Origin of the sequence: Pseudomonas sp. GCEP-101 (assembly GCF_025133575.1) — a bacterium.
GTDB lineage: Bacteria > Pseudomonadota > Gammaproteobacteria > Pseudomonadales > Pseudomonadaceae > Pseudomonas > Pseudomonas nitroreducens_B.
Genome location: NZ_CP104011.1, coordinates 3,914,052 through 3,939,129 on the forward strand (window position 1 = coordinate 3,914,052; position 25,078 = coordinate 3,939,129).

Consider the following 25,078-nt stretch of genomic DNA (forward strand, 5'->3'; position numbering starts at 1 on the left):
TTCCCCTACGCACGAAGGCGAAACGCCCTACACTGGGGCTTTCGAGCCGACTGGGGTTTCCAATGTTCGACAACGATCGCCTGTTGCTGCGCCTGCTGTTGCTCGGCCTGCTGGGCGCGAGTATCTGGGTGCTGCTGCCGTTCTGGTCGGCACTGTTCTGGGCCGCCGTGCTGGCTTTTGCCAGCTGGCCGCTGATGCGCCTGCTGACCCACCTGCTGGGCGGTCGCCAGGCTGCGGCGGCGGGTGTGCTGACCGTCGGCTGGATCGTGCTGGTGGCGCTGCCGCTGGTGTGGCTGGGCTTCGGCCTGGTGGACCGGGTGCGCGAAGGTGTCGAACTGGTGAAGAACCTGCAGGTTGCCGGCTTGCCGCCGCCGCCGGCGTGGATGGCGCGGGTGCCGCTGATCGGCGACCGGCTGATCGGCTGGTGGTACCAGGCCGACCAGCAGGGCGTGGCGATGTTCTCCGCGCTCAAGCCGTACATGGGCGAGGTGGGCAACTGGGCCCTGGCGCGCAGCGCCAAGCTGGGCGCGGGCATCTTCGAGCTGGTGCTGAGCCTGGTGCTGATCTTCTTCTTCTACCGCGACGGCCTGCGCCTGCAGGCGTTCGCCCATGGCGTGCTGGAACGCCTGATCGGCCCCGCCGCGCAGCAGTACATGGACATCATCGCCGGTACCGTGCAGCGCGTGGTCAACGGCGTGATCGGCACCGCCGCCGCCCAGGCCGTGCTGGCCACCCTGGGGTTCTTCATTGCGGGGGTTCCGGGGGCCTTCCTGCTCGGCCTGCTGACCTTCGTCTGCAGCCTGCTGATGGTGCCGCCGCTGGTGTGGGGGCCGGCAGTGATCTGGCTGTTCTACCAGGAGAGCTACGGCTATGCGGTGTTCATGGCGATCTGGGGCTTCTTCGTGATCAGCGGCGTGGACAACATCCTCAAGCCCTACCTGATCAGCCGCGGCGGCAATCTGCCGCTGGTGGTGGTGCTGCTGGGCGTGCTCGGCGGCTTGTTGAGCTTCGGCTTCATCGGCCTGTTCCTCGGGCCGGTGCTGCTGGCGGTGGTGTACAACCTGGTCAGCGCCTGGGTCGCCAGCTCGCACCGGCCTCCGCCGCCGCCGGTGGCTTGATGGGTGGGAGCGGGGGCTGCCCCTCACCCTGACCCTCTCCTGGGGGAGAGGGGACTGTCCGGCGTGTGAGGAAAGCCCAGCGCTTGCCGGCTGACTCTCGAATTTTTCAATGCAGAGGACGGCTCCCTCTCCCTTCAAGGAGAGGGCTGGGGAGAGGGTGCAATCGGCCACTCCGGAGTCCATCGCAAGCGCTGTTCGCGAGCAAGCTCGCTCCTACAGTAGTACTCCGGCGTAGGGCGAGTAACCCGGAACGGGGTGTCCGCTCTGCGATCCGGCGAGCTCAGACGTGCTCGCTCCTCACCTGCACCAGCTTGTCCCGCCCGGCGCCCAGGCCGAAGGCGATGGCCGCCAGCGACACCACCACGAAGATCACCCCGGTCGCCGCCCAGCCGCCGGTGGCGTCGTGCACCACGCCGACCAGGAACGGCCCGCAGGCCGCCAGGGTGTAGCCCACGCCCTGGGCCATGCCGGACAGGCTGGAGGCGACGTGGGAGTCCGGCGCGCGCAGGACGATCAGCGCCAGCGCGGTGCTGAAGGCGCCGCCCTGGCCCAGGCCGAGCACCACCGCCCAGCCCCAGATGCCCGACAGCGGAGCCAGCAGCAGGCCCAGCAGGCCGGCGAGGGTCAGCCCCATGACGGTCACCACCGCCAGGCGCTGGTCCTTGCCGCGCGTCGCCAGCCAGGGCGCGACCAGGGCGCTGATCAACTGCACCATCACCGACCCGGAGAGCACCAGGCCCGCTTCCACCGCGCTCAGGCCCCGGTCGATGAGGATCGACGGCACCCAGCCGAAGACGATGTAGGCCAGCGACGATTGCAGGCCCATGTACAGCGTCACCTGCCAGGCCAGCGGGTCGCGCCACAAACCGCTGACCTTGCGCGCCGCGCGGTGCGCGTGGTGGTTCTGGCGCGTCTGCGGCAGCCAGATCAGCGCGGCGACCACTGCCGGTATCGCCCAGAAGGCCAGCGCCGGCTGCCAGCTGTCGCCCATCAACCCGGCCAGCGGCACGGTGGCACCCGCGGCGAGGGCGGCGCCCAGGCACAGGGCCATGGTGTAGACGCCGGTCATGGTGCCGGCGATGTGCGGATAGTCGCGCTTGACGATGCCCGGCAGCAGCACGCCGATGATGCCGATGCTGGCGCCGGCCACCAGGCTGCCGATGAACAGCCCGGCTACCGGGAACAGGCTGCGCAGGACGATCCCGCCGGCCAGGGTGAAGAGGATCAGCAGCACGGTACGCTCGGCGCCGACGCGCCGCGCGAGCATCGGCGCCAGCGGCGCGAACAGGCCCAGGCAGAGCACCGGCAGGGTGGTGAGCAGGCCCGCGGCCGCCGCGGACAGGCCCGTGCCTTCGCGCACGCTGTTGAGCAGCGGGGCGAGGCTGGACAGCGCCGGGCGCAGGTTCATCGCCACCAGCACCAGGCCCAGCAGCAACAGCCAGGTGCGGGGCGGGCGCGGGGCCGCCTCGGCTGAGCTGTCGTCCTCGGCGTCGATCAGCAGTTCGGCGGGTGGGCAGGACACCTTGTGCTCGGTGTCTTTCGGGTCATGGGGCAGGGACATGGTGGGCATTCCAGGGCAGCAAGGCAGAGAACGTTCAGAGTCAGATCAGCAGCGCGCGGTTCGCTCGGGCTGCCGCCTCGGCGTCGCCGCGGGCGATGGCGTCGAGCAGCTCGCGGTGCAGCTCGAAGCTGGGTTGTGGCCGGCTCGGGTCGCCGATGGTGCGCTCCAGGCCGGCGCGGATCACCTGGGAGAAGTAGCGGTACAGCTCGCTGAGCACCGGGTTGTGGGCGCTGTCCACCACGCGCTGGTGGAAGGCCAGGTCATGGGCGATGTAGGTGTCCAGCGCGCCGCCGTGGTGGGCGGCCGAGGCTTCCAGGGCCTCGCGCAGCGCGGCGAGGTCGGCGTCGCTGCGGCGCTCGGCGGCGAGCCGGCTGGCTTCCACCTCGATGATGCCGCGGGCCTCCAGCGCCTGTTCCACCGAACTGCGGGCGAGCACCAGCATGGCGTCCAGCGGGTTGGCACAGGCGCGCACGTAGGTGCCGTCGCCCTGGCGCACTTCCAGCACGCCGGAGAAAGTCAGCACGCGCACTGCTTCGCGCACGGTGTTGCGGCTGATGCCGAGAATGTCGGCCAGTTCGGGTTCCGGCGGCAGGCGCTGGCCCAGCGGCCAGGTGCCGTCGTCGATGCGCAGGCGGATCTGCTCGAGGGCGATGTCCACCAGCGAGCGTTTCTGAAGGGGGCTTGGCATGGAAACATCCAATCATCGGATGAATTTGGGTGAGCCAAGAGTAGGGTAGCGGCCAGGGGCTGGCAATGGGAACAAAATCGCCGGAGCGGGGGGCGCTCCGGCGGCGTCGACGCCTGCGAATCAGGCGGCGATGTTCACCAGGCTGCCGCTGGTGGCCTGGAGCGCGGTGACGTCGCTGCTCTGGTACTGCTTGAGCAGGTTGGCCACCAGCTTCTGGTAGGCGGCGCCGGTGTTGGCCTCGGTGGCCACGCTGCTGGCGCTGGCGGCACTGACCGAGGAACTGCCGGCCGCATCGTCGGACGATCCGCTGGATGCCGAAGGCGGCGGGGGCGGCGGGCCGTCGGGACGCTGTGCCTGCAACGCGCTGGATAGCTCGTCGCTGCTGATGGCGCCGCTGCCATCGGCATCGAGCTGGCTGAACAGGTCGCTCAGGCGCTGGCCGTCGTCGTCGCTGCTGCCCAGGGCGGCGAGTTCGTCGCTGCTGATGCTGCCGTCGCCGTCGCTGTCCAGCGCGCTGATCAGGTCGTCGGCGGATCCGCCCAGGTTGCCGGGGGGCGGGGGAGGCGGCATGGCCGCGGACAGTTCGTCCTGGGAAACGCCGCCGCTGCCGTCGCTGTCCAGCTCGCTGAGCAGGGCATCGATGTCGATATCGCTGCTGTCCGCGTCATCGGTGGAGGACAGCGCGCTGGTCAGCTCATCCTTGCTGATGCTGCCGTCGCCATCGCTGTCGATGGATTTGAACAGGTCTTCCTGGAATTTCGCCGCACCCTGGGCGCCACCGCTGCTGCCGCCTGGCGTGGCGGTGGTGCTGCTGGCGGTCTGGGTTCGGGGGAGCGAGCTGGTGTAGTAGCTCGCATAGCTGCTGCTCACGCCGCTGATCATAGAGCGTCTCCGTGGTTGCCATCGCGGAGGGTTCTCCGCGAGTGACAGCCTCGGGCTCGCCTGTGTCACGGGTGTGTGCGCTTTGTTTGCCGGTGGCTACAACGGCGCTACGTGGCGGCGCTTCTGGGCAGGCGCAGCACGGCGGTGGCGCCGCCGCCCGGGGTTTCCTCGAAGTGCAGGTCGCCGCCCTGGCGCCGCGCGGCATCGCGGGCGATGGCAAGGCCAAGGCCGACGCCGCCGGAGTTGCGGTTGCGCGAGCCTTCGAGGCGGAAGAAGGGCTCGAACACCTGCTCGCGCAGCTCGGCGGGAATGCCCGGGCCGTGGTCGCGCACGCGGATTTCCACCTCGCGGCTGCCGTCGCGCAGCTCGATGCTGACATCGCCGGCATAGCGCAGGGCGTTGTCCAGCAGGTTGTTCAGGCACGAGCGTAGCGCCATGGGCTGGACTTTCAAGGGCGCGCAGTAGCCTTCCACGCCGACGTCGGCGCCGCGCTCGCAGGCGTCCTCGGCCAGCGAGTCGGCCAGGGCCTTCACATCGAACCATTGCAGCGGCTCGCTGGCGCGCTCCTGCTGGAGGTAGTGCAGGGTGGAGTCGAGCATGCCGATCATCTCGGCGATGTCCTGGCCGATGCGGGTGCGCAGCTGCGGGTTGTCGATTTCCTCGACGCGCAGGCGCAGGCGTGACAGCGGGGTGCGCAGGTCATGGGAGACCGCCACCAGCATGCGGCTGCGTTGTTGCACCTGCTCGCGGATGCGCTCGCGCATGCGGTTGAAGGCGTGGGCGGCCTGGCGCGCTTCACGCGGACCGGTTTCCGGCAGCGGCGGGCTGTCCAGGTCCTCGGAGAGGCGCAGCGCGGCGTCGCCCATGCGCTGCACCGGGCGGGCCAGCAGGCGGGCGCCGATGCCGGCGGCGAGGATCAGCGCCAGCAGCTGGAAGGCAAACGGCGCGCTCCAGAACGGCAGGCGTGGCGGCGGCGGGGGACGAAAGCCCTCGGGGCCGGGCGCGAAACCTTCCGCCGACGGGCCGCGCTCGACACCTCGCTCCGGTGGCGGCGGAGGCGGCGGCATGTCGGGCCGGTGCGGGCCGTAGTGGTGGAACCAGGCGAAGGCCAGCAGATGGGCGACCACGATGGCCAGCAGGAACACGCCGAACAGCCGGGCGAACAGGCTGTCGGCGCGCTCCAGCGGTTTTTCCCGGGCGCGCTCGGGCGCGGCGTCAGGCGATATCGCGGACATCGAACAGGTACCCCTCGCCACGCACGGTCTTGATCAGCCGGGGCGAGCGCGGATCGTCGCCCAGCTTCTGCCGCAGGCGCGAGACCAGCAGGTCGATGCTGCGGTCGAACGCCTCGATGGCGCGGCCACGGGCGGCGTCCAGCAGCAGTTCGCGGTTGAGCACCCGCCGCGGGCGTTCGAGGAACACCCAGAGCAGGCGGAATTCGGCGTTGGACAGCGGCACCACCAGGCCGTCCGGGGCATGCAGCTGGCGCAGCACACTGTCCAGGCGCCAGTGGTCGAAGCGCACCTGGGCGCGCGGTTCGCCGCGCGCGCCGTCCTCGCTGGGCGGCGTTGCGCCGCGCACCCGGCGCAGGATGGTCTGGATGCGTGCCACCAGCTCGCGCGGCTCGAAGGGCTTGGCCATGTAGTCGTCGGCGCCCAGCTCCAGGCCGATGATGCGGTCCGCCGGCTCGCAGCGCGCGGTGAGCATGAGGATGGGGATATCGGACTCGGCGCGCAGGTGGCGGCACAGCGAGAGGCCGTCCTCGCCGGGCAGCATCAGGTCCAGCACCACCACGTCGAAGCTCTCGTTCTCCAGCGCGCGGCGCATCTCGACGCCGTCGGCGACGCCGCGTGCCTCGATATTGAAGCGCGCCAGATAGCCACAGAGCAGCTCGCGGATCGGCTCGTCGTCGTCCACCAGCAGGGCGCGTGTCGTCCAGCGGCGTGTGTCGTCGGAAGGGGTCTGGTGCATGAGGGGACCTGTCGCAGGAAAACGTAGGGCAGGGTGGCCAAGGGCCGCGAGGAACATGCGACGGACGCATGCTAACCCGTCACCGCGTGCGCGGGCCATGGTCGGCGAGGCTGGGGCCGACGGGTGTCGCCAGCGTGTCCGTTGTGTACCAGAGCCGATACAAAGCGTGATCGTCGTCGCAGAGCAGTCTTTACGCCTTCTTTACGCCGGCCGGCGGGGTCGGGAATCGCTCCTTTACGCTGTGCTTGCGGAAACTTTTCATCAGGCGGCAAGCGCCGCATCAAGCGATGGAATCGCCCGCGTGAGGAGAAAGTAAGCATGAGCGTGCTCGACGGTGTATCCCTGGTCCTGGCCACGGGGCTGTTCATCTACCTGCTGGTGGCGCTGCTGCGCGCCGACCGTTCCTAGGAGTGGCCATGAACAGCCATGACGTACTGCTGATCGTTGCCTTCCTGGCGCTGGTGCTGATGCCGGCGCCGTTCCTCGGACGCATCTACTACAAGGTGATGGAGGGCCAGCGCACCTTCCTCAGCCCGCTGTTCCTGCCGGTGGAGCGGGCCATCTACCGCGCCTGCGGCATCCATGCCGAGGACGAGCAGGACTGGAAGCGCTACACCCTGGCGCTGCTGGCGTTCAACCTGGCGGGCCTGGTGCTGCTGTTCGCCATCCTCATGCTGCAGGGGCTGCTGCCGCTCAACCCGCAGAAGCTGCCGGGCCTGGAGTGGACGCTGGCGTTCAATACCGCCGTGAGCTTCGTCACCAACACCAACTGGCAGGCCTACAGCGGCGAAGCCTCGCTGAGCTACCTGAGCCAGATGCTCGGCCTGACCGTGCAGAACTTCGTCAGCGCCGCTGTCGGCCTGGCCGTGCTGGTGGCGCTGGCGCGCGGCATCGCGCGCAAGTCGACGAACAACCTGGGCAATTTCTGGGTCGACCTGACCCGCGCCACCCTCTACGGGCTGCTCCCGCTGTGCCTGCTGCTGGCGCTGCTGCTGGTCTGGCAGGGCGTGCCGCAGACCTTCCTCGACTATGCCCACGCGCTCACCGTGCAGGGCGCCGACCAATCCATCCCGCTGGGCCCGGCGGCCAGCCAGATCGCCATCAAGCAACTGGGCACCAACGGCGGCGGCTTCTTCGGCGTGAACTCGGCGCACCCGTTCGAGAACCCGACCATCTGGAGCAACCTGTTCGAGGTCGTGTCGATCATCCTGATCCCGGCCGCGCTGGTGTTCACCTTCGGCTACTACGTCAAGGACCTGCGCCAGAGCCGCGCCATCCTCGGCTGCATGCTGGTGCTGTTCGCCCTCGGCCTGGGCGCCTCGCTGTGGGCCGAGTACCAGCCCAACCCGGCGCTCGGCGCGCTGCCGGTGGAACAGGTTGCCCCGCTGGAAGGCAAGGAGAGCCGCTTCGGCACCACCGCCAGCGTGCTCTGGGCGGTAACCACCACGGCGGCTTCCAACGGCTCGGTGAACGCCATGCATGACAGCCTCAACCCGCTGTCGGGGATGGTCGCGATGCTCAACATGATGGTCGGCGAGGTGATCTTCGGCGGCGTCGGCGCGGGCCTCTACGGCATGCTGCTGTTCGTGCTGGTCGCCGTGTTCCTCGCCGGGCTGATGGTCGGGCGCACCCCGGAATACCTCGGCAAGAAGCTCGAAGCCCGCGAAGTGCGCCTGCTGGTGGCGACCCTGCTGGTAATGCCGGTCGGCGTGCTGGTGCTCGGCGCCATCGCCGCCAGCCTGCCGGGCCCGGCCGCGTCGGTGAGCAACCCCGGCGCCCACGGATTCAGCCAGCTGCTCTACGCCTACACCTCGGGCACCGCGAACAACGGGTCGGCCTTCGGCGGCTTCGGCGCCAACACCCCGTTCCACAATCTGATGATTGCCCTGGCCATGCTGATCGGCCGCTTCGGCTACATCCTGCCGGTGCTGGCGATCGCCGGCAGCCTGGCGGCGAAGAAGGCCACGCCGGTCGGCCCCAACAGCTTCCCGACCCATGGCCTGCTGTTCGTCAGCCTGCTGACCGCCACCATCCTGCTGGTGGGCGGCCTGAACTTCCTGCCGACGCTGGTGCTGGGCCCGGTGGCCGATCACCTGACGCTCGGTTTCTGAAGGACCACGACATGAACGCACATACCCAGGAACTGGCCCTGAACAAGGCCGCCGAGAAACGCCCGACCACCGCGCTGTCCGCCCTGTGGAAGCCGGCGCTGGTGCAGGCCTTCCTCAAGCTCGACCCGCGCCAGCTGCAACGCTCGCCGGTGATGCTGGTGGTGGCGCTGACCGCCGTGCTGACCACCGTGCTCTGCGCCGTGGGCGGCGACTCGGTGCCCACCTTCGTTGCCGTGCAGATCGCCGTGTGGCTGTGGTTCACCGTGCTCTTCGCCAACTTCGCCGAAGCCCTCGCCGAGGGCCGCGGCAAGGCCCGCGCCGACAGTCTCAAGGCTGGCACCCAGGGTCTGCAGGCCCTGCGCCGCACCGCCGGCGGGAACTTCGAGAAGGTCGCCGCCAGCAGCCTGCGCAAGGGCGATGTGGTGCGCGTCGAAGCCGGCGAGCTGATCCCCGGCGACGGCGAGGTGATCGAAGGCGTGGCGGCGGTCAACGAGGCCGCCATCACCGGTGAATCCGCGCCGGTGATCCGCGAGTCCGGCGGCGACCGCTCGGCGGTGACCGGCAACACCCGGCTGGTGTCCGACTGGCTGTTGGTGAAGATCACCGCCAACCCCGGCGAGTCCACCCTCGACCGCATGATCGCCCTGGTGGAAGGCGCCAAGCGCCAGAAGACCCCCAACGAAGTGGCGCTGGATATCCTGCTGATCGGCCTGACGCTGATTTTCCTGCTGGTGGTCGTCACCCTGAAACCCTTCGCCCTGTTCGTCGGCGGCAACCTGCCGCTGGTGTTCCTGGTGGCGCTGCTGGTCACCCTGATTCCCACCACCATCGGCGGCCTGCTCTCGGCCATCGGCATCGCCGGCATGGACCGCCTGGTGCGCCTGAACGTCATCGCCAAGTCCGGCCGCGCCGTGGAAGCGGCAGGGGACGTGCACGTGCTGATGCTCGACAAGACCGGCACCATCACCTTCGGCAACCGCCGCTGCAGCGCCCTGCACACCGCCCCCGGCGTGCAGCCGCTGGAGCTGGCGGAGGGCGCCTTCCTCGCCTCGCTGGCCGACGACACGCCCGAGGGCAAGTCCATTGTGGAGTTCCTCCGCGCGCAGGTCATCCTGCCCGAGCCTGACCGCAGCCGCGTGACACCGATTGCCTTCAGCGCCGAGACGCGCCTGTCGGGGATCGACGTCGACGGCCACGTCTACCGCAAGGGCGCGGTGGACGCCGCGCTGGCCTTCGTCGGCCTGCCCCGCGCGCAGATGCCCGAGAGCCTGTCCAAGGAGATCGAGCGCATCGCCCAGAGCGGCGGTACGCCGCTGCTGGTGGTGGCCGACGGCAAGCTGCTGGGCGCCATTCACCTGAAGGACGTGGTCAAGCCGGGCATCCGCGAGCGCTTCGCCGAGCTGCGCCGCATGGGCATCCGCACCGTGATGGTGACCGGCGACAACCCGCTGACCGCCGCGGCCATCGCCGCCGAAGCGGGGGTGGACGACGTGATCGCCGAAGCCACGCCGGAGAAGAAGCTGGCGCGCATCCGCCAGGAGCAGGGCGAGGGGCGCATGGTCGCCATGTGCGGCGACGGCGCCAACGACGCGCCGGCGCTGGCCCAGGCGGACGTCGGCATGGCCATGAACGACGGCACCCAGGCCGCCCGCGAGGCCGCCAACCTGGTGGACCTGGACAGCGACCCGACCAAGCTGCTGGACGTGGTGCAGGTGGGCAAGGAACTGCTGGTGACCCGTGGCGCGCTCACCACCTTCTCGGTGGCCAACGACGTGGCCAAGTACTTCGCCATCCTCCCCGCGCTGTTCGCCGGCATCTACCCGCAGCTGGGCGTGCTCAACGTGATGAAGCTGGCCAGCCCGCAGAGCGCCATCCTCTCGGCCATCGTGTTCAACGCGCTGATCATCGTCGCGCTGATCCCCCTGGCCCTGCGCGGCGTGCGCGTGCAGGCCAGCGACGCCTCGCAGCTGCTGCGGCGCAACCTGCTGATCTACGGCGTGGGCGGACTGCTGGCGCCGTTCGTGGGGATCAAGGTGATCGACATGATCCTGGTGGCCGTGGGGCTGGCTTGACGGGCTTCTTTGATCGACTGACGGGAGGCGTTGGTGCCGTGCGCCCTCTCCCTAACCCTCTCCCTGAAGGGAGAGGGGACCGTCCGGTGATATCGGGAAATGTGGAGCTCGCCGGACACTCCGAACAACTCCCTCTCCCTTCAGGGAGAGGGCGGGGGAGAGGGTAAACAGCCCCGCTCCGAACCCAACAGAGGAACACGAAACATGCTCAACCAACTCCGCCCCGCCATCGCCTCGCTGGTCCTGCTCAGCGCCATCACCGGCGTGCTCTATCCGCTGGCCGTCACCGGTATCGCCCAGGTGGCCTTCCATGACCAGGCCAACGGCAGCCTGGTGCGCGACGATCAGGGTGTCGTGCGTGGCTCGGCATTGATCGCGCAGAAGTTCGACGGCGCCCAGTGGTTCCATCCGCGCCCCTCGGCCGGCGATTTCGCCACCGTCTCCAGCAGCGCGAGCAACCTCGCGCCCGGCAACCCGGCGCTGGCCGAACGCATCGCCAAGGACGCCGCCGCACAACAGGTCGGTGGGCAACCGGTGCCGCTGGCGCTGGTCACCACCTCCGGCAGTGGCCTCGACCCGCAGTTGCCGCCCGCTGCCGCGCTGTACCAGGTGCCGCGCATCGCCCTGGAACGCGGCGTGCCGGCGGCAAGCCTGGAGAAACTGGTGGAAGCCAACACCGAGCGCCCGCTGATCGGTCCCGCCGTGGTCAACGTGCTGGCGCTGAACATGGCCCTGGCCAGCTTGCCTCGCTAGACTCCAGCGCCAATACCGAAGCTGCCGCGGTATGAGGAAAAACGCCGGGCCGTCCAGGGGCAGAGGACGGCTCCCTCTCCCTTCAGGGAGAGGGTTGGGAGAGGGGGTTCGTGAACTCGCTCCCTCATTGAAACGAGCGCCCAACGCGCCCCGAGGATAACCCCATGACCGACCCCAACCGCGCCGACGCCCTGCTGGCCGACCTGCCCCCCATGGGCCGTGGCCGTCTCAAGGTCTTCCTCGGCGCCGCCCCGGGGGTCGGCAAGACCTACGCCATGCTGCTGGCCGCCCAGAGCCAGCTGCGCCAGGGCGTGAAGTTGCGTGTCGGCATCGTCGAGACCCACGGCCGCGCCGAGACCGAAGCGCTGCTCGCCGGCCTGCCGCAGCAGGCGCTCAAGCGCTCGGTCTACCGCGGCATCACCCTGGAGGAAATGGACCTCGACGGCCTGCTGGGCGACCCGCCGACGCTCGCGCTGGTGGACGAGCTCGCCCACAGCAACGCCCCCGGCAGCCGCCACGCCAAGCGCTGGCAGGACATCCAGGAACTGCTCTCGGCCGGCATCGACGTCTACACCACGGTCAATGTGCAGCATCTGGAAAGCCTCAACGACCAGGTGCGCGACATCACCGGCGTGCAGGTGCGCGAAACCGTGCCCGACTGGGTGCTGCAGGAGGCCTACGAGCTGCTGCTGGTGGACCTGCCGCCGCGCGAGCTGCTGGAGCGCCTGCGCGAGGGCAAGGTCTACGTGCCCGAGCAGGCCCGCGCCGCCATCGACGCCTTCTTCAGCCAGACCAACCTGACCGCGCTGCGCGAGCTGGCCATGCAGACCGCCGCCGCGCGGGTGGACGCCGACCTTGCCCACCGCTACCGCCAGCAGGGCGGCGAGGCCCCCGCCGTGCGCGGGCGGCTGCTGGTCGGCGTGGACGGCGAACCCAACGCCGAGCGTCTGGTGCGCCACGCCAGCCGTGTGGCCGAGCGCCGGCACCTGCCCTGGTCGCTGGTGCATGTGGACACCGGCGATGCGCGCAGCGAGGAGTCGCGCATGCAGTTGCAGAACGCCCAGCAACTGGCCGAGCGCCTGGGCGGCGACGTGGTGGAGCTGCGCGGCGGCGAAGTCGCGCGTACCCTGGTCGAACACGCCAAGGAGCGCCGCGCCACGCTGCTGCTGGTGGGCCGCTCGCGGCAACGCTGGCATCGCCGGCTGTTCGGCGGCGGCCTCGCGGCGCGCCTGCTGCGCCTGGGCGACGGGCTGGAAATCAGCGTGCTCGACAGCGACGCCGACCTTGCGCCGCCGACCTCGCGACCGCCAACGCCCTGGCCCTGGGGCAACTACCTGCTCGCCGTGCTGGCCGCCGCCGGCGCCAGTGCCCTGGCCTGGGCCGTGGCCAGCGTGCTGGAGCTGCCGAACATCTCCCTGGTGTTCCTCGCCGCCGTGCTGCTGGTGGCGGTGCGCAGCAGCCTCGGCCCGGCGCTGGCCTGCGCGGTGGTGTCGTTCCTGGCCTACGACTTCCTGTTCATCCCGCCGCACTTCTCCTTCTCCATCCAGCGCGAAGAGGACGTGCTGACCCTGCTGTTCTTCCTGCTCATGGCCGGCCTCACCGGTAACCTGGCGGCCCGCCAGCGCCGGCAGTTGCAGGCGCTGCGCGAGACGCAGGAAGAAACCAGCCAGATGCTCGACCTCTCGCGCAAGCTCACCGCCGCCACCGATCGCCAGGCGGTGATGGCCGCCGCGGCGCAGCAACTGGGCGGTTGGGACGGGCTGGATATCTGCCTGCTCGGCCGCGTGCATGGCGAGTGGAAGGTGGAGGGCGGCCTGGATCGCGCGCTGGAGGACCAGGAGCGCGCCGCCGCCGACTGGGCCTGGCAGCACGACCAGCCCGCCGGCCTGGGCACCGGTACCCTGCCCGGCGGCCGCTGGTGGTGGTGGCCGCTGTCCGGCGAGGACGGCCCGCTGGCCTTGCTCGGCGTCAGCCCCCGCGACGGCCAGCCGCTGCCGGGTTCGCGGCGTCGCCTGCTCGCCGCCCTCGGCCAGCCGCTGGCGCAAGCCCTGGCCCGTGCGCGCCTGGCCGAGGACCTGGAGGCCGCGCGCCTGCACGGCGAAACCGAACAGCTGCGCAGCGCGCTGCTGGCGTCGGTCAGCCACGACCTGCGCACGCCGCTGACCTCCATGCGCGGCGCCATCGACAGCCTGCTGGCCCTGGGCGACGCGATTCCGCCGCCGGATCGCCGCGAGTTGCTGGAAAGCACCCGCGACGAAGCCGAGCGCCTGGATCGCTACATCCAGAACCTGCTGGACATGACCCGCCTCGGCCACGGCGGCCTGAAGCTGTCCCGCGACTGGGTAGCGCCGGGCGACATCGTCGGTAGCGCGCTCAACCGCCTGCGCGCGGTGGTCGCCCCGTATCGCGTGGAAACCCGCGTGCTGCCGGATCTGCCGCTGCTCTACGTGCATGCCGCGCTGATCGAACAGGCGCTGGTCAATGTGCTGGAAAACGCCGCGCGCTTCTCTCCGCCGCAAGGTCGCCTGCGGGTAGCGGTGGAGTCGGGCGAGGGCGAGCTGCGTTTCTCGGTCAGCGATGAAGGCCCCGGCATTCCGCCGGCTGAGCGCGAGAAGATCTTCGACATGTTCTACACCGCCGCCCGCGGCGACCGGGGCGGGCAGGGCACCGGCCTGGGCCTGGCGATCTGCCAGGGCATGGTCGGCGCCCACGGCGGGCGGATCACCGTGGAGGACGGCATCGACGGCCGCGGCACGACCCTCGTGCTGCACTTGCCGCTCCAGCAGCAGCCGGACCTGGAGCAGCTTGATGCCGCTGTCTGAAAGGCTCAAGCTGGACGCCCCCAGCCAGCCCGTACTGCCGATGAACGCCAGCGCCGCCACCATTCTGGTCGTCGACGACGAACCGCAGATCCGCAAGTTCCTCCGCATCAGCCTCAGCGCCGGCGGCTACAAGGTGCTCGAAGCGGGCACCGGCGAAGAAGGCCTGGCCCAGGCGGCGCTGGGCCGCCCGGACCTGGTGGTGCTCGACCTCGGCCTGCCGGACAAGGACGGCCAGGACGTGCTGCGCGAACTGCGCGAGTGGTCGCAGGTGCCGGTGCTGGTGCTCTCGGTGCGCGCCAGCGAGAGCGAGAAGGTGCTGGCGCTGGACAGCGGCGCCAACGACTACGTGACCAAGCCTTTCGGCATCCAGGAGTTCCTCGCGCGCATCCGTGTGTTGCTGCGCCAGGGCGCCAGTGGCGAGACGCAGGAGGCGGTGGTCGCGGTGGGGCCGCTCAGCGTGGATTTCTCCTACCGCCGCGTGCTGCTCGACGGCGAGGAAGTCTCGCTGACGCGCAAGGAATACGCGGTGCTCTCGACCCTCGCGCGGCATGTCGGCCGGGTGGTCACCCAGCAGCAGTTGCTCAAGGACATCTGGGGGCCGACGCATACCGAGGACACCCACTACCTGCGGGTGGTGGTCGGGCACCTGCGGCAGAAGCTCGCGGACGATCCGGCGACGCCGCGGTTCATCGTCACCGAGGCTGGCGTCGGGTACCGCCTGCGCGAAGGCTGAGCGCACGGGGCCACTTCGGCGCGCGTAGGGCCCATAACCCGGAACGGGTTATCCTTCGATGCCGCCGTGGCGGATAACGCTGGCGCGTTATGCGTCCTACGAAACTGGCGACAGGCCCTGTTTAGCGGGATGGTCGTGCAGGTTGGCTGCATGGTTCCGCTTTGTGCTGGACGGTTCCCTTTCCCGCTTGCGGGAGAGGGTTAGGGTAAGGGGCTTTTGATCTCGTAGGAGCGGAGCTTCTACGCGATGGCCTTGCTTGTGCTTTGGGTGTTTCTGCGCCACACCGGCGTGCGCGCGGATTCCCTGTTTCGCCCCCTCGGGCGACCTACTTTGGCAAACGACGGATGGCCGCCCCACCCAAAGTAGGCAAAGGTCTTGCCCCGGACATCCGGTTTTTCGCTTGGGCGAAAAATACCCTCCTTGAAGCGCAGTTTCAGGGGCACGAACTAGGCGTCCCCCTCGACGGGCCATCCCTGGCCCGACAGCGCTCTCGCGACATCCATGTCGCTCAACCCCTGAAACTCCGCTTCCACTCGGCCTCCTGAACGGGGCCGTTCGGAGTGCGCGGATGTTTCTCTGGAATCCTCAAGAGCCCAAGCCAGATCGATGCGCACGCTTTTGTAGGAGCGGACCTTGTCCGCGAATCGCCTGCAGGCGATGTTCGACGGAATATCCCAGCAACTGCTATGTCCGCCGCGATGGATTTCGCGGACAAGGTCCGCTCCTACAGATGGGCGCTGCAGCCTCTTCGTAGGAGCGAGCTTGCTCGCGAACCGCATGGCACTGCTGTTCCCCTGTAGGAGCGGGCCATGCCCGCGATTGCGCGCACCGCGCGCACCCGGGGCCAGCTTATTCAGTACGGATTTTCCGCCTCATACCGATCCAGCGTATCGCTGGCGATCTGCCGGCCGAGGGCGATGAGCTCTGGGGCCTTGTAGAACTCGAAGAAGCGACACACCCGCTTGGGCACGTTGATCAGGATGTCGGGCGGGTAGCCGGCGATCTTGTACTGCGCCAGCGACGTCTGCATCACCTCGAAGCTCTGGTTCACCAGCTCCAGCAGCGAAGCCGGGCTGCTGCTGTCGATCACCTGGCTGCCGGTGGCCGAGCGCGGCGAGCCCTTGGCCAGCGGGGCGGCGGCGGGTTGCTGCATTTCCGGTTCGGCGGGTTCCTCCGAGGCAGCCGGCATCGGGTGGAGCAGGGCGTCGGCGATCAACTCGGGTGGCGGCTCGACTTCGCCGCGGCGGAAGAAGCTCAGCTTGTTCGACAACCCCGAGATCACCGAATCGAAACGGCCCTTGAGCGCCGCCGGGCGCTCGATCACCGGCAGGGAATACTGGCGCTGGTTGGTGGCGTTGAGGTTGACCGCGACGATCAGGTCGGCGTGGGTCGAGACCACCGGGACAATCGGCAGCGGGTTGAGCAGGCCGCCGTCCACCAGCATGCGGGTGCCCTGCATGACCGGGGTGAACAGGCTGGGGATCGCCGCCGAGGCGCGCATGGCCTGGTGCAGGCAGCCTTCCTGGAACCAGATCTCCTGCTGGTTGGTCAGGTCGGTGGCCACGGCGGTGTAGGGAATCGGCAGCTGCTCGATGTCGATCTCGCCGAGAATTTCGTGGATCTTGCCGAATACCCGCTCACCACGGATGGCGCCGAGGCGGAAGCTGACGTCGAGCAGGCGCAGCACGTCGAGGTAGTCCAGGCTCTCCACCCAGTCGCGGTATTCGCCCAGCTTGCCGGCGGCGTAGATGCCGCCGATCACCGCGCCCATGGAGCAGCCGGCGATGCACACCACTTCATAGCCGCGCCGTTCGATCTCCTCGATCACTCCGATATGCGCATAACCGCGCGCGCCGCCGGAACCGAGTACCAGCGCGATCTGTTTTGACATGGGGCAACTCCGCGTGACGAACCCTGCGACGATACGCCGGGGGCAGCGGTCGCGCCAAGCCGGGCTTTGCTAGAATCGCCGTTTGATTTCCCTGCCCGGAGCCTCCCGATGAGCGAACCGATCCGCCTGACCCAGTACAGCCATGGTGCCGGCTGTGGTTGCAAGATTTCCCCCAAGGTCCTGGAGGTGATCCTCGCCGGCAGCGGTGCGCAGAATCTCGACCCCAGGCTGTGGGTCGGCAACGCCTCGCGCGATGACGCGGCGGTCTATGAAATCGACGCCGAGCGTGGCGTGGTGTCCACCACCGATTTCTTCATGCCGATCGTCGACGATCCCTTCGACTTCGGCCGTATTGCCGCCACCAACGCCATCAGCGATATCTACGCCATGGGCGGCGACCCGCTGATGGCCATCGCCATCCTCGGCTGGCCGGTGAACGTGCTGGCGCCGGAAATCGCCCGCGAGGTGATCGCTGGCGGCCGCAAGGTCTGCGACGAAGCCGGCATTCCGCTTGCCGGCGGGCACTCCATCGACGCCCCCGAGCCGATCTTCGGCCTGGCGGTCACCGGGTTGGTGGAGAAGCGCTTCATGAAGCGCAACGACACCGCCACCGTCGGCTGCAAGCTGTACCTGACCAAGCCGCTGGGCATCGGCATCCTCACCACGGCCGAGAAGAAGGCCAAGCTGCGCGCCGAAGACGTGGGCGTCGCCCGCGACTGGATGTGCACCCTGAACAAGCCCGGCGCGCGCTTCGGCAAGCTCGACGCGGTGAAGGCGATGACCGATGTCACCGGCTTCGGCCTGCTCGGCCACCTGGTGGAAATGGCCGATGGCAGCGGGCTGACCGCGCGCATCCGCTACGACGCCGTGCCGCGCCTGGGCAGCGTCGAGTACTACCTGGAAGCCGGCTGCGTGCCGGGCGGCACCCTGCGCAACTTCGACAGCTACGGCGAGCGCATCGCGCCGCTGCCCGAATTGCACAAGCTGCTGCTGTGCGACCCGGAGACCAGCGGCGGCCTGCTGGTGGCGGTGGAACCCGCGGGCGAGGCGCAGTTCCTCGCCACGGCCAAGGAACTGGGGATGGACCTGGCGCCCATCGGCGAACTGGTCGAGCGACAGAGTCGCGCGGTCGAGGTGATGTGATGCGCGACAACACCCGCCACTACCGCGAGCTGTTCCTCGGCGACGTGAAGATGATGGACGTGCGCGCCCCGGTCGAATTCCACAAGGGCGCGTTCCCCCATGTGACCAACCTGCCGCTGATGAACGACATCGAGCGGCAGAAGGTCGGCACCTGCTACAAGCAGAACGGCCAGCAGGCGGCCATCGCCCTGGGCCACGAGCTGGTCATGGGCAAGCTCAAGGCCGCCCGCATCGAGGCCTGGGCGAACTTCGCCAGGGCCAATCCGGAGGGCTACCTGTACTGCTTCCGCGGCGGGCTGCGTTCGCAGATCACCCAGCAGTGGCTCAAGAGCGAGGCCGGCATCGAGTACCCTCGCGTGGTCGGCGGTTACAAGGCGATGCGTGGCTTCCTCTTCGACACCACCCGCGCCGCCGTCGAGGAGTGCCAGTTCGTGCTGGTGGGGGGCCTGACCGGCACCGGCAAGACCGAGGTCATCGCCCAGCTTTCCAACAGCCTGGACCTGGAAGGCCACGCCAATCATCGCGGCTCCGCCTTCGGCCGTCGCGCCACGCCGCAGCCGGCGCAGATCGATTTCGAGAACCGCCTGGCCATCGACATCCTGAAGAAGCGCCATGCCGGCATGGAGCAGTTCGTGCTGGAGGACGAGGGCCGCATCGTCGGCAGTTGCTCGGTGCCGCTGGAGCTGTACCAGGGCATGCAGCACTACCCGCTGGTGTGGCTGGAAGACAGCTTCGAGCAGCGCGTGGAGCGCATCCTCAAGGACTACGTGGTGAACCTGTGCGCCGACCACGTGCAGGTGGTGGGCGAAGAGGGCGGCTTCGACGCCTTTGCCACGTACCTGCGCAAGAGCCTGTCCGGCATCGTCAAGCGCCTGGGCGGGGAGCGCTACCAGCGCCTGGCGGCGATCATGGATGCGGCCCTGGACGAGCAGAAGCGCAGCGGCGCGGTGGATCTGCACCGCGGCTGGATCGAGGGCCTGCTGGGCGAGTACTACGACCCGATGTACGCCTTCCAGCGCGAAAGCAAGGGCGAGCGCGTGGAGTTCCGCGGTACCCAGGACGAGGTGGTGGAGTACCTGCGGTTCCGCGCGGAGCGGTGATCGAATCCGCCGTGGCGGCGGGCCAATCGCGGACGGAGTCCGCTCCTACGCACGTGTCTGAAAATCCGTGCGTGTATTTCCCTCTCCCTAACCCTCTCCCTGAAGGGAGAGGGGACTGATCGGTGCAGGAGGCATCCACAGCGTCAGCCGGCACGGACAACTCCCTCTCCCTTCGGAGCGGGGCGCGTAGCCAGGGCGGGGGAGAGGGCAGGCCCCGCACTCTATTCACGTAGGAGCGGACTCCGTCCGCGATGTCTTCCAGCCGGCAGCGCGCTGGCGGGTGCTCACACGCTCTTGCCGTCGTACTCCTTCACCGTCAGCCCGGCCAGGTCCACTCCCGGCAGGCAGCGCACGTTGATCGCCGCCATCGGCGTGCCGTCCGGTGCGTCGGCGTAGGCCAGCGGCGCGCAGCCGCAGGTGGGGCAGAAGCGGTGTTCGATGCGGTGGGTGTTGAACGTATAGGTGCTCATCGCACTCTCAGGAGTGGTCAGCTTCAGCTTGCCGCGCGGCACGAACCACAGCAGCGAGCCCTTGCGCCGGCAGATCGAGCAGTTGCATGACACGACGTCGCCGACGTCCCCTTCCACTTCGAACGCGATCTGCCCGCAATGGCAGCTGCCCTGGTGCTCCATGACCTTCTCCTTCTCGGGGTGTCCCGTGGGCAAACAGTGTAGTAGTCGCTGAAATGCCATTCGTCCGGTGGCATACTGCCGCGCCGTCGCGCAGGCCTCTGCGCCGCGTTCTAAGCTGGATTTGCCCTTATCACCTGCAGGAGTTTCGTCATGCCGCGTATTCCCCTGATCATCGCCATGCTGCTGGCCGTTGCCGGTTGCTCGGGCAAGACCGTGAACCGCGACAGCTGCGCCAACGAGCTGAACGCCGCCTGGCACGAGCTGGACCTGGCCAAGGCCGAAGGCTTCGCCGGAACCGTCAGCTATTCCAAGGCCCTCGGCCTGCTCACCACGGCCAAGACCCAACAGCAGGTCGAGGCGTACGATGGCTGCGCCGACAAGGCCAGCCGCGCGCGCTTCTACATCAAGGAATCCCGCGCCGGCCGCTGAGCCGCGCATCGCCGGGCCGCGCAGGCGGCCCGGGTCTTCCCACCGTTCTGTCCGGATCAGCCCATGCAACTCGACTTCACCCAACTGCCCAAGGCCGAGGCCTACCGCTGGCTGGCATCCACCGTCACGCCGCGCCCGATCGCCTGGGTCACCACGCTGTCGGCGGACGGCACCAGCAACCTCGCGCCGTTCAGCTTCTTCCAGGTCGTCAGCGACTCGCCGCCGACCCTGCTGGTCAACACCAGCGTGCGCGAGGACGGCAGCCTCAAGGACACCCTGCACAACGTGCGCGAGACCGGCGAGCTGGTGATCCAGCTGGTCAGCGCTGCCCAGGCCGAGCAGATGAACGCCACCGCCGCCTGGCTGCCCCGCGGCGTCAGCGAGATCGAGCACGCCGGCATCGCCACCCTGCCCAGCGAGCGCGTGGCGCCGCCGCGCGTGGCCGGCGCACCGGTGGCCTTCGAATGCCAGTTGGCGGAAATCATGCCGTACCCGGCGGACAACCCCGCCAGCATGCTGATCTTCGCCCGCGTGCTGCTGGCGCATATCGACGACGCGGTGATGCAGGACGCTCGCCACGTCGACCCGGCAAAGCTGGACCTGGTCGGTCGCCTGGGCGGCACCCAGTACAGCTACACCCGCGACACCTTCAGCATGATCCGCCCGAAGTAACTCCGTCAGTCGAACGCCAGCTCCAGGCCCAGGTGCCAGCGGTTGTCGCCGAAGCGGGCGCGCTCCATGCGTTCGCTGAAGTCGTAGAGTTCCAGCAGCAGCGCCTGGCGGTTGCCGAACGCCAGGGCGTCGCTGTGGATCAGGCCGAGAATGGCATGCACCAGCCGCCGCCCGGTTTCCGCGTCGTGCCAGCAATCGAGCCGCTCGCCGGTGGGCTCGTCGCAGTCCAGCGCACAGACGAAATGGCGGATCGGCGGCAGCTCGCGCCAGCTCAGCAGCGGGTCGATGCGCCGCTGCTCGCGGTACAGCTCCGGCAGCGCCAGGCTCGGCGCCAGGCCATTGAGCGGGCGCTGCAGGATCAGTCGATAGCGCGCACCCATCCGTGCACCTCCGGCGAGAGAAGAGGTGCAGGAATCTGCCCGTTGAGAACGTGATGATTCTGTCGGCAGCGTCCTTGGTTGCGCTGGAAACTTCTGATCAGTGTTCTGGATACGACCTCGGCGTATCTCTGCGCAGCATCACCGTGCCATCACCGCCTTGCCCTCTATCCAACCGGCGATCGGCGCTCCTAATGTTCCGCGCAAAAGCAGCGATAACGATCAGGAGACCTTCGAGGATTTCCTGCAACGCCATTGCGGATGGGGGGAGATGCCATGGTTGCCTTCGTGCAGCGTCGTCTGGCCGATATGGGAACGGCGAAGAAACTGGCCATCGGGTTCGGCCTGGTGCTGTTGCTGACCGCCCTGGTGGCGGTGATCGGTGTCACCTCGCTGAGGGCGATTTCCCAGCGCTTCGACCTGCTCGGCGACATGTCGACCATCAACCGCGAGTTGCTGGAGATGCGCCAGAGCGAGAAGGACTTCGTGATCGACGCCAGCGACGCTTCCGCCAAGCGCCTGCGCGAGCACGCCGGCGCGCTCAACGACGCCGTGACGCGGCTCAAGGCCGAGCCCGACCAGGCCGCTGCCATGGCGCGGGTGGAGCAGGGCGTGGCCGACTACCTCGCCGCCTTCGCCCGCTTCGAGCAATCCAGCAAGAGCCGTCGCCTGTCGCTGGACGCTGCCACCTGGTCGGTGAACGGCGCCTCGAACAGCCTGGACATCCTGCAATCCAGCCTGGCCGATGACGGCGCCTATGAACTCAAGGACTCCCAGGGTCAGAAGGGTGAGGAACTGCTGCAGCAGGCCGCCCAGGTCAGCCAGCTCTACCGCCTGGTGCTGCAGGGCCTGAACGAGGCGCGCTCGCGCCTGGAGGCCGGCAGCGAGGAGAAGGCCGAGGGCGGCCGCATCAAGTCTGCCGCCGAAGCGCTGGAGCTATCCGCCAAGCTGCAGGAAACCATCACCGACCCGACCTACGTCTCGGTGCTCAAGGACGTCATCACCAACATCAACGCCTTCGTCGAGAAACTCGACGAATACACCGCCAGCCTGCAGCAGGAAAAACAGGTCCACGCGCAGATGAACGAGCGCGCCGCCCAGGTCATGCAGCAGGTCGACGATGCCTATGCCGCCCAGCGTGCGGCGATGCAGGGCCATCTGCGCACCAACACCCTGTCGATCATCGGTTCGGCCGCGCTGGCGCTGCTGGTGGGCGCATTGGCGTCGCTGCTGATCACCTGGATGATCGTGCGCCCGCTGCGCCAGGTGATCGGCATGGCCAGCCGCATCGCCGAAGGCGACCTGAGCGTGAGCATCGAGGTGCAGCGCAAGGACGAAGTGGGCCAGTTGATGGGCGCGGTGGGCAGCATGGCCGACAGCCTGCGCGGCATCGTCAGCCGCCTGCGCGACGGGGTGGGGCAGATCACCGCCTCGGCGCAGGCGCTGTCCAGCGTCACCGAGCGCACCCAGCACGGGGTGAACAGCCAGAAGGCCGAGACCGACCAGGTCGCCACGGCGATGAACCAGATGGCCGCCACCGTCCACGACGTGGCGCGCAACGCCGAGGAGGCCGCCAGCTCTGCCGAGCAGGCCGACGGCAAGGTCGCCAGCGGCCAGGACGTGGTGCGCCAGACCCTCGGCCGGATCGAGCAACTGGCCGACGCGGTGCGCGCGGCCACCGACAGCATCGAGCAGCTCGGCCGCGAGAGCCAGAGCATCGGCAGCGTGCTGGACGTGATCAAGAACGTCGCCGAGCAGACCAACCTGCTGGCGCTCAACGCCGCCATCGAGGCCGCGCGGGCCGGCGAGCAGGGCAGGGGCTTCGCCGTGGTGGCGGACGAGGTGCGCGCGCTGGCGCGCCGTACCCAGCAGTCCACCGCCGAGATCGAGACGCTGATCGCCGCCCTGCAGAACGGCGCCAGCACCTCGGTGCAGCGCATGCAGCGCAGTCACGCGCTGGTGGAGATGACCGTGGGCGATGCGGTGCAGACCGAGGCTGCGCTGGGCACCATTGCCTCGGCGGTGGCGGTGATCCATCAGATGAACCAGCAGATCGCCGCCGCGTCCGAGCAGCAGAGCGCCGTGGCCGAAGAGATCAGCCGCAGCGTCAGCAGTATCCGTGGCATCGCCGACGAGTCGGCACAGGCCATGGAGTCCACCGCGTCGTCCAGCGTCGAGCTGGCGCAGCTCAGCCGCGAACTACAGGGGCTGGTCGGGCAGTTCCGCCTCTGATGGCGGAGCGTTGACGGCCAGCTTGCGCTTGCCCTGTCTGTGCCAGCGCCGGTAGGCGTTGACACCGGCGCGCACCGAGCTGAACACCAGCGGCGGTTTCACCTCGCCCAGCGCGCCGGAGCGCTTGAGCATTGCCAGGGTTTCGCCGGTGACCCGCGCCAGGGACAGGTGCACACCCTGGGCGTCGAGCGTCTGCTGCACTTCGCGCAGCGTGGTCAGGCCGCTGATGTCCAGGTTGAGGATGCCCTCGGCATTGAGCAGCACCGCCCGCGCGTTCGGCGCCTGCGCCACCACGTCGAGCAGACGCTGCTTGAAGTAATCGGCATTGAAGAACAGGATCGGCGCGTCGAAGCGGTAGATCACCAGCCCCGGCAGGGTGCGTGCGGTGGGGTATTGCTCGACTTCCACCTGGCCGTCGATGCCGTGCACCCAGCCCATGACCGCGTCGTGCGGGCGATAGGTGAGGTAGAGCAGGCGCAGCAGGGCGAGCATGATGGCGACGAAGATGCCTGGCAGCACGCCGACGCTGAGCACGCCGACCGTGGTCAGCACGCACAGGCCGAACTCGAACCGGCTCAGGGCCCAGAAGCCGCGCAGCGCGCGGAAGTCGATCAGGCCCCAGCCGGCCATCAGCAGCACCGCGCCCAGCGCCGGCATCGGCACCCAGCCCAGCGGCTTGCTGAACAGCAGCAGGACCAGGCCGATCACCAGTGCGGCCACCACTCCGACCATCTGGCTCTTGCCGCCGACCATGTCGTTCACCGCCGTGCGCGAGTCGGCGCCGCTGATGACGAAGCCCTGGGAAATCCCCGCGCCGATATTGGCCATGCCCAGCGCCATGAACTCGTGGTTGGCGTCCACGCTATAGCCATGGCGGGCGGCGAAGCTGCGCGCGGTGAGCATGGCACTGCAGAAGCTGACGATGGTGATGCCCATGGCATCGCGGAACAGGCTGCCCAGCTCCTCGACGCTGGTCTTCGGCCAGCTCAGGTGGGGCAGGCCCTGCGGCACTTCGCCGAGCAGCTTGATGCCGTACTGGTCGAGGCCGAACAGCGCGGCGACCAGCGAGGCGAACAGCACGCCCACCAGCGCGCCGGGGATCTTCGGGTAGCGCCGCGGCAGCAGGATCATCAGCGCCAGCGTGCCGATGCCCAGCGCCAGGGTTGGCAGGTGCGTGTCGGCCAGGTTGCGCACCAGGGCGATCAGGCCTCGGACGAAGCCGCTGGTCTCGCTGTGGTAGCCGAGGATCTTGCCCAGCTGGCCGGCGATCAGGCTCAGGCCGATGCCGTTGAGATACCCCACCAGCGTCGGCCGCGAGAGGAAGCTGGCAACGAAGCCGGCCCGGGCGAAACCGGCGGCGATGGACAACGCGCCGACCATCACCGCGACGATCATCGACAATTGCAGCAGGCGCTCCGGGTTGCCGGCGGCCAAGGGCGTGATGGCCGCCGCGACCATGGCGGCGGTGGCGGCGTCCGGGCCGACCATCAGTTGCCGGGAGCTGCCGACGATGGCGTAGATCAGCATCGGCAGGATGCAGGCGTAGAGCCCGACCTGGGGCGGGAAGCCGATGATCTGCGAATAGGCGATGGCAGTGGGAATCTGCACCGCGGCCACCGACAGACCGGCCTGGATATCGCGCGGCAGCCAGTCGGAACGGTAATGCAGCAGGCTGTCCAGGCCGGGCAGCCAACGGGCGAGCAACATCGAGTGATCTTCCTTGGAATCGACCAAGGGAAATCCTAGCCGGAAAGGCTCAACAGGGCTTGTCGGAAATCATCGAGTTAGAGCGCGGAAGTGGGGAAGGTGCCCTGTAGGAGCGAGCGTGCTCGCGAATGTGCTTCCCGGCGGGGGGGGGGAACTGGGCCGGTTCGCGAGCAAGCTCGCTCCT

The 25,078-nt window shown here is 68.8% G+C and carries 21 protein-coding genes and 1 pseudogene; 13 read left to right on the forward strand and 9 right to left on the reverse strand.

Annotated elements, in window-relative coordinates:
- Window positions 1-62: 62 nt before the first annotated feature.
- The gene (locus N0B71_RS18040) at window positions 63-1,118 is read left to right on the forward strand and encodes an AI-2E family transporter (RefSeq protein WP_259754039.1); all 1,056 of its coding nucleotides are present in this window, start codon (window positions 63-65) and stop codon (window positions 1,116-1,118) included.
- A 280-nt stretch (window positions 1,119-1,398) separates the two neighbouring features.
- On the opposite strand, the gene N0B71_RS18045 is transcribed toward N0B71_RS18040, so the two are convergent.
- From N0B71_RS18045 to N0B71_RS18065, 5 genes are all read right to left on the reverse strand, one after another.
- On the reverse strand, window positions 1,399-2,679 hold the full coding sequence (locus tag N0B71_RS18045) for a CynX/NimT family MFS transporter (RefSeq protein ID WP_259754040.1): 1,281 nt from the start codon (window positions 2,677-2,679) through the stop codon (window positions 1,399-1,401).
- Window positions 2,680-2,719: 40 nt separating this feature from the next.
- Complete coding sequence (locus N0B71_RS18050; RefSeq protein WP_259754041.1) at window positions 2,720-3,367, reverse strand: FadR/GntR family transcriptional regulator; 648 nt, start codon at window positions 3,365-3,367, stop codon at window positions 2,720-2,722.
- Between the two features lie 120 nt (window positions 3,368-3,487).
- Window positions 3,488-4,249, reverse strand: coding sequence for a XopAW family type III secretion system calcium-binding effector (gene xopAW / locus N0B71_RS18055; protein ID WP_259754043.1), 762 nt, complete (start codon window positions 4,247-4,249; stop codon window positions 3,488-3,490).
- A 107-nt stretch (window positions 4,250-4,356) separates the two neighbouring features.
- Window positions 4,357-5,484, reverse strand: a complete 1,128-nt coding sequence (locus tag N0B71_RS18060) for a sensor histidine kinase (RefSeq protein WP_259754045.1) — start codon at window positions 5,482-5,484, stop codon at window positions 4,357-4,359.
- Window positions 5,465-6,220 (reverse strand): response regulator, encoded by a 756-nt coding sequence (locus tag N0B71_RS18065; protein WP_259754046.1) that lies wholly within the window; start codon window positions 6,218-6,220, stop codon window positions 5,465-5,467. Before N0B71_RS18065 ends, N0B71_RS18060 begins: the two co-directional genes overlap by 20 nt.
- A 318-nt stretch (window positions 6,221-6,538) precedes the next feature.
- On the opposite strand from N0B71_RS18065, the gene kdpF reads away from it, so the two are divergent.
- The 6 genes from kdpF to N0B71_RS18095 all read left to right on the forward strand — a co-directional run bounded on the left by kdpF (window position 6,539) and on the right by N0B71_RS18095 (window position 14,711).
- Window positions 6,539-6,628: a K(+)-transporting ATPase subunit F gene (gene kdpF / locus N0B71_RS18070; protein ID WP_009618573.1), complete on the forward strand. Its 90-nt coding sequence runs from the start codon at window positions 6,539-6,541 to the stop codon at window positions 6,626-6,628.
- 8 nt (window positions 6,629-6,636) lie between these two features.
- A complete protein-coding gene (gene kdpA / locus N0B71_RS18075; RefSeq protein WP_259754047.1) occupies window positions 6,637-8,331 on the forward strand; it encodes a potassium-transporting ATPase subunit KdpA in 1,695 nt (564 codons plus the stop codon).
- An 11-nt stretch (window positions 8,332-8,342) separates the two neighbouring features.
- A complete protein-coding gene (gene kdpB / locus N0B71_RS18080) occupies window positions 8,343-10,403 on the forward strand; it encodes a potassium-transporting ATPase subunit KdpB (protein ID WP_259754048.1) in 2,061 nt (686 codons plus the stop codon).
- Between the two features lie 204 nt (window positions 10,404-10,607).
- The gene (gene kdpC, locus N0B71_RS18085) at window positions 10,608-11,156 is read left to right on the forward strand and encodes a potassium-transporting ATPase subunit KdpC (protein ID WP_259754049.1); all 549 of its coding nucleotides are present in this window, start codon (window positions 10,608-10,610) and stop codon (window positions 11,154-11,156) included.
- Window positions 11,157-11,320: 164 nt separating this feature from the next.
- A complete protein-coding gene (locus tag N0B71_RS18090) occupies window positions 11,321-13,978 on the forward strand; it encodes a sensor histidine kinase (RefSeq protein ID WP_259754050.1) in 2,658 nt (885 codons plus the stop codon).
- Window positions 13,979-14,018: 40 nt separating this feature from the next.
- The gene (locus tag N0B71_RS18095) at window positions 14,019-14,711 is read left to right on the forward strand and encodes a response regulator (protein WP_138216460.1); all 693 of its coding nucleotides are present in this window, start codon (window positions 14,019-14,021) and stop codon (window positions 14,709-14,711) included.
- Between the two features lie 853 nt (window positions 14,712-15,564).
- On the opposite strand, the gene N0B71_RS18100 is transcribed toward N0B71_RS18095, so the two are convergent.
- Window positions 15,565-16,602 carry a patatin-like phospholipase family protein gene (locus tag N0B71_RS18100; protein ID WP_259754051.1) on the reverse strand — a complete coding sequence of 346 codons (1,038 nt, stop codon included), beginning with the start codon at window positions 16,600-16,602 and terminating at the stop codon, window positions 15,565-15,567.
- 108 nt (window positions 16,603-16,710) lie between these two features.
- Here N0B71_RS18100 and selD point away from each other — a divergent pair, with 108 nt between their 5' ends.
- Window positions 16,711-17,745 (forward strand): selenide, water dikinase SelD, encoded by a 1,035-nt coding sequence (selD, locus tag N0B71_RS18105; protein ID WP_259754052.1) that lies wholly within the window; start codon window positions 16,711-16,713, stop codon window positions 17,743-17,745.
- The gene (gene mnmH, locus N0B71_RS18110) at window positions 17,745-18,845 is read left to right on the forward strand and encodes a tRNA 2-selenouridine(34) synthase MnmH (RefSeq protein WP_259754054.1); all 1,101 of its coding nucleotides are present in this window, start codon (window positions 17,745-17,747) and stop codon (window positions 18,843-18,845) included. The genes selD and mnmH overlap by 1 nt, the downstream gene beginning before the upstream one ends.
- Before the next feature lie 284 nt (window positions 18,846-19,129).
- Here the strand turns inward: mnmH and N0B71_RS18115 are convergent, their stop codons facing one another.
- Window positions 19,130-19,477, reverse strand: a complete 348-nt coding sequence (locus N0B71_RS18115; RefSeq protein WP_259754056.1) for a GFA family protein — start codon at window positions 19,475-19,477, stop codon at window positions 19,130-19,132.
- Window positions 19,478-19,627: 150 nt separating this feature from the next.
- Between N0B71_RS18115 and N0B71_RS18120 the strand changes: the two genes are divergently transcribed.
- Both N0B71_RS18120 and N0B71_RS18125 read left to right on the forward strand, forming a co-directional pair.
- Complete coding sequence (locus N0B71_RS18120; RefSeq protein WP_259754058.1) at window positions 19,628-19,906, forward strand: hypothetical protein; 279 nt, start codon at window positions 19,628-19,630, stop codon at window positions 19,904-19,906.
- Window positions 19,907-19,969: 63 nt separating this feature from the next.
- Window positions 19,970-20,578, forward strand: coding sequence for a flavin reductase family protein (locus N0B71_RS18125; RefSeq protein WP_259754059.1), 609 nt, complete (start codon window positions 19,970-19,972; stop codon window positions 20,576-20,578).
- A gap of 5 nt (window positions 20,579-20,583) precedes the next feature.
- On the opposite strand, the gene N0B71_RS18130 is transcribed toward N0B71_RS18125, so the two are convergent.
- Entirely contained in the window at window positions 20,584-20,958 is a 375-nt protein-coding gene (locus N0B71_RS18130) for a hypothetical protein (protein WP_259754060.1), read from the reverse strand.
- Between the two features lie 1,272 nt (window positions 20,959-22,230).
- Between N0B71_RS18130 and N0B71_RS28295 the strand changes: the two are divergent.
- Window positions 22,231-22,281: pseudogene (locus N0B71_RS28295) on the forward strand (hypothetical protein); the annotation flags it as partial.
- Window positions 22,282-22,482: 201 nt separating this feature from the next.
- On the forward strand, window positions 22,483-23,187 hold the full coding sequence (locus N0B71_RS28300; protein ID WP_442964684.1) for a methyl-accepting chemotaxis protein: 705 nt from the start codon (window positions 22,483-22,485) through the stop codon (window positions 23,185-23,187).
- On the opposite strand, the gene N0B71_RS18140 is transcribed toward N0B71_RS28300, so the two are convergent.
- Window positions 23,155-24,894 (reverse strand): SulP family inorganic anion transporter, encoded by a 1,740-nt coding sequence (locus N0B71_RS18140; RefSeq protein WP_259754063.1) that lies wholly within the window; start codon window positions 24,892-24,894, stop codon window positions 23,155-23,157. The genes N0B71_RS28300 and N0B71_RS18140 overlap by 33 nt on opposite strands.
- Between the last annotated feature and the right edge of the window lie 184 nt (window positions 24,895-25,078).